Origin of the sequence: Gordonia sp. OPL2, from assembly GCF_003797825.1 — a bacterium.
GTDB lineage: Bacteria > Actinomycetota > Actinomycetes > Mycobacteriales > Mycobacteriaceae > Gordonia.
The window spans coordinates 1-956 of record NZ_RKME01000064.1 but is presented as its reverse complement, the minus strand read 5'-3'; the positions used below and the strand labels follow the sequence as shown (position 1 = coordinate 956).

General features: G+C 60.0%; 1 protein-coding gene. It reads right to left on the bottom strand.

Features of this window, described 5'->3' with window-relative positions; all coding sequences use genetic code 11:
• Window positions 1-956, bottom strand: a 956-nt coding sequence (locus EEB19_RS26280; protein ID WP_187590276.1) for an MCE family protein, incomplete at both ends; no start/stop codon positions are given.

The window sequence follows — 956 nt, the reverse complement described above, 5'->3', positions numbered from 1 at the left end:
GTGCATTTCGCGTTCGTGTTGAACGGGAAGTCGTCGTAACGGATGTCGAACGACGGATCCTCACGCTTCATCTTCTGCACCATCGCATTGGTGCTCTCATAACCACGCGTACACGCCGCCGGATTGTTCGTCTCCAACACCACACCGAAATGGATCTGACCATCGCCGGGCGCCGGTGCGTGGCTGCCCGCCGACAATGCGGAGAGCATGGCGAAGGTGGCGGAGGTGGCGAACGACGTGGGTTCGATGGTGCGCAAGGTGCCGGCGAGCTGTTTGACGACGGTGGAGATGTCACCCCCGTACTGCTGCAACAACGCCGAGATCTGCGTCGCCGACGCCGTCCCCGTCGTCAACAACCGCCGCAGATCCGGATCCGACGCCGCCAACGTCGCCGTGATCACATCCAAATTCCGCGACCACGACAAAATCGCATCCGACTGATCCGCCTGCGTCGCCAACACCACATTCGAATTCCGAATCAACGAAATCGTCTCATCCAACGAGTCATAACCCGCCCGCGACAACGTCGACAACGAATCGGTCAACCGCGTCAGATTCTCACCCTGACCATTGAACGCCTTACCCAACTCCGTGATCACCGTATGCAGATCATCAATCGGAATCGACGACGTGAAATCAATCGCCGAGGACACCACATCCTCCAACGGCGGCGGCACCGACGTCTTCGTGATCACCGACCCATCCGACAAAAACGGACCCTCCGACGACGTCGGCTGCAAATCCACGAACTGCTCACCGATCGCCGACCGATTCGCCACCACCGCCGTCGCCGACGCCGGAATCTCCGGACCCCCCGAATTCAACTCCAGCTTCACGTCGACACCATCCTTGGTCAACGTCAACGCACCCACCCGACCCACCGGCACACCCTGATACGTCACCTCGGCATTGGTGAAGATCCCCCCGGAATCCTTCATCGACGCGGTGACGGTGTA